Annotated in this window: 8 protein-coding genes; all 8 read left to right on the forward strand. The window is 54.6% G+C overall.

Annotated features, from left to right (window positions below; translation table 11 throughout):
• On the forward strand, positions 1 to 2,145 hold a 2,145-nt coding region (locus ACTH3S_RS16690), incomplete at its 5' end, for a nitrate reductase subunit alpha (protein ID WP_441810140.1).
• Complete coding sequence (gene narH / locus ACTH3S_RS16695; RefSeq protein ID WP_441810141.1) at positions 2,142 to 3,713, forward strand: nitrate reductase subunit beta; 1,572 nt, start codon at positions 2,142 to 2,144, stop codon at positions 3,711 to 3,713. The genes ACTH3S_RS16690 and narH, both read left to right, overlap by 4 nt.
• 10 nt (positions 3,714 to 3,723) lie before the next feature.
• Entirely contained in the window at positions 3,724 to 4,476 is a 753-nt protein-coding gene (narJ, locus tag ACTH3S_RS16700) for a nitrate reductase molybdenum cofactor assembly chaperone (protein ID WP_441810142.1), read from the forward strand.
• A 23-nt stretch (positions 4,477 to 4,499) separates the two neighbouring features.
• Positions 4,500 to 5,177, forward strand: a complete 678-nt coding sequence (gene narI / locus ACTH3S_RS16705; protein ID WP_441810146.1) for a respiratory nitrate reductase subunit gamma — start codon at positions 4,500 to 4,502, stop codon at positions 5,175 to 5,177.
• A gap of 58 nt (positions 5,178 to 5,235) precedes the next feature.
• Positions 5,236 to 6,042, forward strand: coding sequence for a peptidylprolyl isomerase (locus ACTH3S_RS16710; protein WP_441810143.1), 807 nt, complete (start codon positions 5,236 to 5,238; stop codon positions 6,040 to 6,042).
• Positions 6,043 to 6,196: 154 nt separating this feature from the next.
• On the forward strand, positions 6,197 to 6,973 hold the full coding sequence (locus ACTH3S_RS16715) for a Crp/Fnr family transcriptional regulator (RefSeq protein ID WP_441810144.1): 777 nt from the start codon (positions 6,197 to 6,199) through the stop codon (positions 6,971 to 6,973).
• Between the two features lie 23 nt (positions 6,974 to 6,996).
• Positions 6,997 to 7,398, forward strand: coding sequence for a ribonucleotide reductase subunit alpha (locus tag ACTH3S_RS16720; protein WP_441810145.1), 402 nt, complete (start codon positions 6,997 to 6,999; stop codon positions 7,396 to 7,398).
• A gap of 184 nt (positions 7,399 to 7,582) precedes the next feature.
• Positions 7,583 to 8,807 (forward strand): FMN-binding protein (locus ACTH3S_RS16725; RefSeq protein WP_441810147.1); only part of this gene is annotated, 1,225 nt, incomplete at its 3' end.

Here is an 8,807-nt window from a genome sequence, read left to right on the forward strand (position 1 = left end):
AAGGGCCGTTCCATGATCATTGTGGGTGCCGGTATGAACCACTGGTACCACATGGACATGAACTATCGCGCCTTGATCAACATGCTGGTCATGTGCGGTTGCATTGGCCAGAGCGGTGGTGGCTGGGCTCACTACGTTGGCCAGGAAAAACTGCGTCCGCAGACCGGCTGGCAGCCGTTGGCATTTGGTCTGGATTGGCAGCGCCCGCCGCGCCAGATGAACGGTTCGTCGTTCTTCTATGCGCATTCTGGCCAATGGCGCTACGAGAAGCTGGGCGTAGACGAAATCCTGTCGCCCTTGGCAGACAAATCAAAGTTTGGCGGCAGCCTGATTGACTACAACGTACGTGCTGAGCGCATGGGCTGGTTGCCATCTGCGCCGCAACTTAACCGCAACCCGCTGGGCATAGCTGCAGAAGCTGAGAAAGCCGGCATGGAAGTGCCCGAGTACGTCACTCAGTCTATGAAGGACGGCTCGTTGGCGTTTGCCTCGGAAGACCCGGAAGCGCCGGAAAACCACCCGCGCAATATGTTTATCTGGCGCTCCAACCTGCTGGGCTCTTCCGGTAAGGGTCACGAGTACATGCTCAAGTACCTGCTGGGTACCACCAGCGGCCTGCAAGGCAAAGACCTGGGCCACGACGGAGGCCTGAAACCCCAGGAAGTGAAATGGCACGACGAGGCACCGGAAGGAAAGCTCGACTTGTTAGTGACTTTGGACTTCCGCATGTCCACCACCTGCTTGTATTCAGACATAGTTCTGCCGACCGCCACCTGGTACGAGAAGAACGACCTGAATACCTCAGACATGCACCCGTTCATTCACCCGCTAACGGCTGCCACAGATCCTGCGTGGGAATCCCGTAGTGATTGGGAAATCTACAAAGGCATCGCCAAGTCCTTTTCAAAAGCCTCGGAAGGTCACCTGGGGGTAGAGAAAGACGTGGTCACTCTGCCTCTGATGCACGATGCACCAGCCGAGTTGGGCCAGCCATTCGATGTGAAAGACTGGAAGAAAGGCGAGTGTGATCTGATTCCGGGCAAAACCGCGCCTAATTTTATCACCGTAGAGCGCGATTACCCGAACACCTACGCTCGATTCACCTCGCTTGGTCCATTGATGGACAAGTTGGGTAATGGCGGCAAGGGGATTAACTGGAACACCGAGAACGAAGTGAAGTTTCTGGGTGACCTGAACTACAAGCACATTGATGGCGCGAACGCCGGCCGTCCGAAGATTGAAAGTGCCATTGATGCGGCAGAAGTGATTTTGACCTTGGCACCCGAAACCAATGGTCAAGTAGCTGTGAAGGCTTGGGCTGCGTTGTCTGAGTTTACCGGGCTGGATCACTCCCACCTGGCATTGAATAAAGAAGACGAGAAAATCCGCTTCCGCGACATAGTCGCGCAGCCGCGCAAGATCATCTCCAGCCCGACCTGGTCTGGCCTGGAAGATGAACACGTGTCTTACAACGCCGGTTACACCAACGTGCACGAGCTGATTCCCTGGCGCACGCTGACCGGTCGCCAGCAGTTCTATCTGGATCACGAGTGGATGCGCGCCTTTGGTGAGAGCCTGCTGGTATATCGCCCGCCCATCAACACCAAGGCGGCAGCACCGCTGCTGAATGCCAAGCCAAACGGCAACCCGGAAAAGGCGTTGAACTTCCTCACGCCGCACCAAAAGTGGGGTATCCACAGCACCTATAGCGACAATCTGTTGATGCTGACCCTGTCTCGCGGCGGCCCCATTGTATGGCTGAGTGAAGACGACGCCCGGGATGTGGGTGTAGAAGACAACGACTGGGTAGAAGTGTTCAACGCCAACGGCGCTCTGGCTGCGCGGGCAGTGGTCAGCCAGCGGGTTATGCCGGGCATGATGATGATGTACCACGCCCAAGAGCGGATTGTGAACATCCCAGGCTCTGAGGTTACCGGTAGCCGGGGTGGTATTCACAACTCGGTTACCCGGGTATGCCCGAAACCCACGCACATGATTGGTGGCTACGCGCAGTTCTCCTACGGCTTTAACTACTACGGCACTGTGGGTTCCAACCGCGACGAATTTGTTGTGGTGCGCAAAATGAAGAACGTTGACTGGCTTGATGGCGAGGGCAACGACACTGTTCAGGAGGCTGTAAAATGAAGATCCGTTCCCAAGTAGGCATGGTGCTGAACCTGGACAAGTGCATTGGTTGCCATACCTGTTCAGTGACCTGTAAAAACGTATGGACCAGCCGTGAAGGCATGGAGTACGCCTGGTTCAACAACGTCGAAACCAAACCCGGTATTGGTTACCCGAAAGAGTGGGAAAACCAGGACAAGTGGAAGGGCGGCTGGATGCGGACCAAATCCGGCAAAATACAGCCCCGTATTGGCGGCCGGTTCCGGGTTCTGGCGAACATTTTCGCCAACCCGGACCTGCCGGAAATTGACGATTACTACGAGCCGTTCGATTTTGACTACCAGCACCTGCACACCGCCGGCGACAGCAAGCACCAGCCAGTTGCACGGCCACGCTCGCTGATCTCCGGCAAGCGCATGAACAAGATTGAATGGGGCCCGAACTGGGAAGAAATTCTCGGTACCGAGTTTGCCAAGCGTCGCAAAGACAAAAACTTCGACCAGATTCAAGCCGATATTTACGGCGAGTTTGAAAACACCTTCATGATGTACTTGCCGCGCTTATGCGAGCACTGCCTGAACCCTACGTGTGTAGCTGCGTGCCCGAGTGGCGCCATCTATAAGCGCGAAGAAGACGGCATTGTACTGATCGACCAGGACAAGTGTCGTGGCTGGCGGATGTGTGTGTCTGGCTGCCCGTACAAGAAAATCTACTTCAACTGGAAAACCGGCAAGTCTGAAAAGTGTATTTTCTGCTACCCGCGCATTGAAGCGGGTATGCCGACCGTATGCTCCGAGACTTGCGTAGGCCGTATCCGTTACCTGGGCGTGCTGCTTTACGATGCCGATCGCATCGAAGAAGTGGCCAGTACTCCGGGCGAACACGAGCTTTACGAAAAGCAGCTGGAAATCTTTCTCGACCCTAACGATCCAAAAGTGATTGAGCAGGCCACGAAAGATGGCGTGCCCATGAATGTGATCGAGGCCGCCCAGCGCAGCCCGGTTTACAAGATGGCCGTAGACTGGAAGCTGGCTCTGCCGCTGCACCCGGAATACCGCACTCTGCCCATGGTTTGGTACGTGCCACCCCTGAGCCCGATTCAGTCGGCTGCTGAAGCTGGCAATGTTGAGTTCGACGGCGTGCTGCCGAAGATCGAAAGCCTGCGTATTCCGGTGAAATACCTGGCCAACCTACTGACCGCAGGGGATGAGAAGCCGATTGTGCGTGCGCTCAAACGCATTATGGCCATGCGCTTGTACAAACGTGCTGAAACCGTAGATGGCGTTGAAGATTTGCGGGCACTGGAAGAGGCCGGCCTTACCAAAGCTCAAGCCGATGAAATGTATCGCTACCTGGCCATTGCCGATTACGAAGATCGCTTTGTGATCCCCACCAGTCATCGTGAACTGGCGAAGGAAGCTTTCCCGGACGCACATGGTGAACGTGGCGGTTGTGGCTTCAGCTTCGGCGACGGCTGCAGCGGTGGTGACAGCGAATTCAGCCTGTTTGGTGGTCGTAAAAACACCACTTCCATGGTGCAGAAGCTGACCACGGTGAAGCAGGTCGACCCGAAACAGATGCAGGAATAAGGAGGCCTTTATGAGACTTTTAAAAGTACTGGCACGGGTTCTGGAGTACCCCTCCGCTGAACTACAGGCCTCGAAAGACGCCATGGTTGCGGTTGTCCTTGAGGACAGCCGGTTGCCACGGAAAAACAAAGAGCAGCTGCTCCAGTGCATCGAGCGTCTTTGTGACGGCAATCTTCTGGATCTTGAAGAGGCCTACACAGGCACCTTCGACAAAGGCCGCGCCACGTCACTGTTGTTGTTTGAGCACGTGCACGGGGAATCCCGTGATCGCGGCCAGGCGATGGTCGATCTGATGGAGCAGTATCGCGCCAACGGGTTGGAAATCGACGCCAAAGAGCTGCCAGATTATCTGCCGTTGTTCCTGGAGTATTTGTCGACCCGGCCTTGGGATGAGATTAAAAACTGGCTGGAAGATATCCACCACATTCTTGGTCTTTTAGGTGAGCGGCTATATCAGCGTGAGAGCGTTTACCACGTAGCCATGGATACGCTGCTGGAACTGTCTGGCCGCACAACCAACCGTCAGGAGCTGGCACAGCTTGTGGCCTCGGAAGAGCGCGACGACACGCCAGAAGCTCTGGACAAGGTCTGGGAAGAAGAGATGGTGAAGTTTGTGGACGATCAGGGCAGTTCTTGCAGCACCGGCGACGTTGTTGGTCAGCGTCGTCGCGAACTGGAGCAAACCCAGACTATTCACCTCAGTGATCACCTGATGACAGATGTAACGCCCGCTCAGGCAAGTGCCGCAGCTAGAGACGCCTGACGGCGCAGGAGGAGACCAAGATGATGTCTTATCTGAATACACTGATTTTCGGGATCTACCCGTACATCGCTCTGGTGGTGCTGGTTGTTGGCACTTGGGCAAGATACGACCACGGCCAGTTCACCTGGCGAGCCCAGTCCAGCCAAATGTTAAGTAAGAAAAACATGGTGCTGGCCAGCGTGCTGTTCCACGTGGGCATTCTGGTGATTTTCTTTGGCCACCTGGTTGGTCTGCTGACTCCGCACTTTGTGTACGAGCCATTCATGACTGCAGGCACCAAGCAGGTGCTGGCGATTGTGGTGGGTGGCATTGCCGGGGTGATGTGTCTGGTGGGTGGCGTGATGCTGGCTTATCGCCGGCTGACAGATCCTAGAGTTAAGGCCAGTAGCACCTTTGCCGACAACATGATTATCGTGGTTTTGGTGGTGCAGGTGGTACTGGGGCTGCTGACCATCTTCCCAACGCTGGGTCACCTTGATGGCGGCACCATGATGCGTTTGGCAGGTTGGGCGCAAAGTATTGTGACCTTTCAGGGCGGAGCCGCTGAATACATGGTGGGCATAGGCTGGATCTACAAGCTGCATATGTTCCTGGGCCTGACCATCTTTGTGCTCTTCCCGTTCACTCGCTTGGTGCACATGTTGAGTGTGCCGCTGGAGTATTTCGGGCGGAAGTACCAGGTGGTGCGCAAGCGGGCGTAATAGAAAAAATGCCCCCTCCCGTGAGAGGGGGCAATGACCACATTTACGGAGACCTACCATGCAACTCATCCCCACCGGTGAAGCCGAAAAGCCCAGAAACCAGTTTCCGCCCGTTTATGTGGGTGACACCCTGATTTCTGAAGAAAATATCGCTCGGGAAATGCAGCATCACCCAGCGGAAGAAGTCGCAGAAGCCTGGCACAGCGCCGCTAAAAGTTTGGTCATTCGTGAGCTTCTTTTGCAACAGGCAAAAGCCCTGAATCTGCCAGAAGAGCTGGATGAAGAAGACGCCATTGCCCGAGTGTTGGAGCAGCAACTGGACGTGCCAGAGCCCAGCGATGCGGATTGCGAACGCTTTTATGCTTCTAACCCTGGCCGTTTTCGCAGCCCAACGCTGATGGCCGTTAGTCACATTTTGCTGGCCGCTGCGCCGGATGATGTGCCAGAGCGAATGCGACAAGAAGATGCAGGGCAACAGTTGCTGTCCTCTTTGCTGGAGGGTCGTGCCCAGTTTGAGGCATTGGCCAAGCAGTACTCTGCCTGCGAATCCCGGCATCAGGGCGGCAGCCTTGGGCAGATCAGCAAAGGGCAAACAGTTGAAGAGTTTGAACGACCGGTTCTAACGCTGAATGAAGGCCTTAACCCGGAGCTGATCGAAAGCCGCTATGGCTGGCACATTGTGCGTGTGGATCAGCGTATTGATGGCGAGCCGCTGCCCTACGAGCACGTGAAGCCCAAGATTCGTCAATACCTGAGCGAGAGTGTTACCCGGCGAGCATTTCGCCAATATCTGCAGGTGCGGGCCGCTGAAACGGGCGTTCAAGGTGTGGATCTTGAGATCCCCGACTCGCCCTTGATGCAGTAGCTGTGTTTACGCTGTTGAGTCGACAACAGTGCATGTTAGATAGCAATGCGAATTATTGTGTTAAGTCAAATTTTCAGAAGTAACAACGAATCTACCTCTATGGAGGGAGCGATTTTTCGGGACCATCCTCCTATTATCTAAAACATGATTTTGAATGCATGATATGAAAGAGGAAACGACAATGGTGGCGATGCAATCTGGGGAAACCCGCTACGCCAAACCTGTTCTGGTGGCAATTAACACACTGACCGACGATGAAAACGGGCTGCACCCGCTGCGCAGGCATGCCCTTTTCAATACGCTCAGTGAAGCGGATCTGCAGAACCTGGTTCTGCAATCTCGCCGCCTTCGCCTTGGGCATCACCAGCTGCTTTACCGGCAGGATATGCCCGCCCATCACTTCTTCTTCGTCATATCTGGCCGCTTGCGGCTGTACAGGTTGGATTCGTCTGGCATTGATCGCACGCTCGACAGTATCGCCCCTGGCGACTGCTTTGCCGAAGTGATGATCTATGCCGACCCCGCTCGCTATGCCTGCTACGCGGAAGCTCTGAAATCCAGTGAAGTGTTGATGATACCGGTTAAGGCGTATCAGGAGATGCTCGAAAACAACCCCGAATATGCCCACGCAGCGCTTCGGCACTACGCAAAGCGCGCAGTGTCCCGGTTTCATGATCTTGAAATCATGACCGTGCAGAGCGCCCGTGACCGTTTGATCCGTTATTTGATTGATCTGTTGCCTAATGGAGCAACAGAAGGTGGCGAAGTAGAGCTGCCTTTGCCTAAGTGTCTGGTTGCGTCCAGGCTTGCGATGCAGCCAGAAACCTTCTCCAGGATTCTGGCGGATCTTAAGACCAACGGACTGGTGCGGGTAAACCGGAGCAGGCTGTTCATCTCCGACCCCAAGCGGTTGATCGACATCAGCCAGTAGCAAACAGAAAGGATATAGCCTCCATGATTAGCAGTTACAGTGATTTGATCAAAGCAACGAAAGACGAGCATGAGCCCCAGCGCCTGCTGTTCGTTTTCTGCCGTGCCGAACTACCGGATGACGCATCCGCAGACGAGAAAGCCGCGTTTGCACGAGGTGAGGGCGGTGCGCTTACCCCAGTTATCTGTGTCGACAAGGCGCCACAAGAAGCCTCGGAATTTTCTGCTCTGGTTGAAGAGTCCCGCAGCACTGGTCAATCGTGGGACGTTGTATTTGTTGCTGCTATGTCAGGTAAGGGCGGTACGCCTCCATCTTCTGACGAAGCCCAGCAGCCGTTGACCATGATGGTGGAATCTATTCGCCTTGGGCACGTGAGTAATTACCTGCCTCTGGATAAGAGTGGGAACGCCGTTAGCCTCGGCTGAAGTTGGCCATCTCTTTGGTTTTTCACGGGAAGATATAGCCATATAGAGGTATGGGATTTATTTCTCAATCGCCTAGGCTACGTAGCTCAGGTTTAGGTGATTCGCTGTTTTTCGGGGGCTTGTTTTGAACACTATTTTCCGCACCGTGCTTTGTTTGTTTACCCTGCTGCTGTTAACTGTGCCTATGGCTCAGGCAGAGCCGGTCAGTAAGTATGAACCTATAGCCGGGCGTCAGGTTATCCAGCAAGCCATGCCAGAAGTGACCCGTTTTGAGCCTTTGGAAAGCAATCGCGCTATTCAGGAGCTATACGCCGGTGACGAGCTGAAAGGCTACGCTTACCAGTCTCTCGATTTTGCTCAAACCCCCGCTTATTCTGGCAAGCCGTTGAACGCCATGGTGGTACTGGATACCGAAGGCGCTATCCGCTTTACCAAAGTGATCCACCATGATGAACCTATCCTTTTGGTGGGTATCCCCGAAAGCAAACTCCACGCCTTTACTGATCAATACACTGGCCTTCAGGCAGATCAGCGCGTGACAGTGGGTGGAACTTCCAGCGAGCGTAAGGTTGCTGTAGACGGGCTCTCTGGCGCCACGGTTACGGTGATGGTGGTTAACGAAGTGATCATGCGTACTGCGCACCGGGTGGGTGTTGAACTTGGGCTAGTAGAAGGCAGTGGAACAAAGCGCCCGCCTATGGCCGAAGTTATCAAAGACGACTTTGAACCCCGCAGCTGGGAATCGCTCACTGGCGATGGCTCAATTCGTCGCATGTTGCTCACCAAAGGGCAGGTAGATGATTCCTTCAAGGGCACCGATGCTGAGGGTATTCGAGCCGCAGCCCCCGATGAGCGGGATGAGCCGTTGGTTGATCTGTACGCCGCATACCTGGATGCCCCGAGTATTGGCCGTAACATATTGGGTGATAGCCAGTTCGAGTGGCTGATGTCTGAACTGAAGGAGGGCGAGCAAGCTATCGCGGTTGTGGCCAACGGTGAATACTCCTTTAAAGGTTCCGGTTACGTGCGTGGCGGTATTTTCGATCGGGTTCAAATTCGTCAGTACGGAGACACCTTCAACTTCCGAGATCTCGATTTTTACCGGCTCAGTGATGTGTATGCCGAGGGCATGCCTGAGTTCAAAGAAATGGCCATCTTTATTATCCGGCAGCAGCACAAATTTGACCCGGGTACACCTTGGACTCTGGAGCTGACCGTAAAGCGCCAAACAGGCCCTCTGGACAGTGAGTTTCAGGTGTTCCCATTGGAGTATCAGTTGCCGGAGCAGTATTTCACCCGTGCGGAAGCGGTTCTTACAGAAGATGAATGGTTAGAAGAGCAGCCTCTGTGGGTACAGGTGTGGTATCAGCGTCAGTTCCAAGTGGTTGTTCTGGGTATCGGCATCTTTG

The sequence above is a fragment of the Marinobacter sp. genome, assembly GCF_052094685.1.
Taxonomy (GTDB): Bacteria; Pseudomonadota; Gammaproteobacteria; order Pseudomonadales; family Oleiphilaceae; genus Marinobacter.

Bases quoted from the DNA above. Each gene is read 5' to 3' on its own strand.
- ACTH3S_RS16715 (WP_441810144.1), top strand. From the start codon at position 6,197: ATGCATGATATGAAAGAGGAAACGACAATGGTGGCGATGCAATCTGGG.
- ACTH3S_RS16710 (WP_441810143.1), top strand. From the start codon at position 5,236: ATGCAACTCATCCCCACCGGTGAAGCCGAAAAGCCCAGAAACCAGTTT.
- ACTH3S_RS16720 (WP_441810145.1), top strand. From the start codon at position 6,997: ATGATTAGCAGTTACAGTGATTTGATCAAAGCAACGAAAGACGAGCAT.
- narH (WP_441810141.1), top strand. From the start codon at position 2,142: ATGAAGATCCGTTCCCAAGTAGGCATGGTGCTGAACCTGGACAAGTGC.
- narI (WP_441810146.1), top strand. From the start codon at position 4,500: ATGTCTTATCTGAATACACTGATTTTCGGGATCTACCCGTACATCGCT.
- narJ (WP_441810142.1), top strand. From the start codon at position 3,724: ATGAGACTTTTAAAAGTACTGGCACGGGTTCTGGAGTACCCCTCCGCT.